2 protein-coding genes are annotated in these 1099 nt (G+C 65.5%); both read left to right on the top strand.

The genetic code is table 11. The annotated features are described in order from the left end of the window. Window positions 1-799 (top strand): Rossmann-fold NAD(P)-binding domain-containing protein (locus PAN31108_RS26215; RefSeq protein WP_150671663.1); only part of this gene is annotated, 799 nt, incomplete at its 5' end. A 10-nt stretch (window positions 800-809) separates the two neighbouring features. Beyond that, a partial coding sequence (locus PAN31108_RS26210) for an NAD(P) transhydrogenase subunit alpha part 2 (RefSeq protein ID WP_150671662.1) occupies window positions 810-1099 on the top strand: 290 nt, incomplete at its 3' end.

Below are 1099 nucleotides of genomic sequence, written 5' to 3'. Positions count from 1 at the left end.
CTTCGCGCTCGAAGCCGCACCGCGCACCACGCGTGCGCAAAGCATGGACGTGCTGTCCTCGCAGGCCAACATCGCCGGCTACAAGGCCGTGATGCTCGCCGCGAACCTGTATCAACGCTTCATGCCGATGCTCATGACCGCGGCTGGTACGGTCAAGGCCGCACGGCTGGTGGTGCTTGGCGCGGGCGTTGCGGGCTTGCAAGCCATCGCGACGGCCAAACGCCTGGGCGCGGTGATCGAGGCGTCGGACGTGCGTCCGGCCGTGCGCGAGCAGATCGAATCGCTCGGCGCGAAGTTCATCGACGTGCCCTTCGAGACCGACGAGGAACGCGAGATCGCCAAGGGCGTGGGCGGCTATGCGCGTCCGATGCCCGCGGCATGGCTCGCGCGTCAGGCGCAACTCGTTCACACACGCCTCACGCAGGCCGACATCGTCATCTCCACCGCGCTGATCCCGGGCCGCCCCGCCCCGACCCTGATTGCCGAAGACACCGTCAAGGCGATGAAACCCGGCGCCGTGATCATCGATCTGGCGGCCGGGCGCGGCCCGAACGGCGGCGGCAACTGCCCGCTGTCGGTGGCCGACGAGGTCGTCAAGGTCCACGGCGTGACGATTGCCGGATACACCAACCTCGCCGGCATGGTCGCCGCCGATGCCTCTGCGCTCTACGCTCGTAACGTGCTCGACTTCCTCAAGCTGGTGATCGACAAGGAAGGCAAGCTCGTCATCGATACCAACGACGATATCGTCGCCGCATGTCTGATGTGCCGCGACGGGCAAGTGCTGCGCGCCGCATAAGGGGGAAATCATGGAAATGATCAATCACACGGTGATCAACCTGATCATCTTCGTGCTGGCGGTGTACGTCGGCTATCACGTGGTGTGGAACGTCACGCCCGCGCTGCACACGCCGCTCATGGCCGTGACGAACGCCATCTCGGCCATCGTGATCGTGGGCGCGATGCTCGCTGCCGGACTGACCGAGGGCAGCCTCGGCAAGACGATGGGGGTCGTGGCCGTAGCGCTCGCCGCCGTGAACGTGTTCGGGGGCTTCCTCGTCACGCAGCGCATGCTGGAGATGTTCAAGAAGAAGGATAA

The organism is Pandoraea anhela, assembly GCF_902459655.1.
Lineage (GTDB): Bacteria > Pseudomonadota > Gammaproteobacteria > Burkholderiales > Burkholderiaceae > Pandoraea > Pandoraea anhela.
Note: the sequence above shows the minus strand (reverse complement) of the source record. Positions and strands in the feature narration are given on the sequence as shown.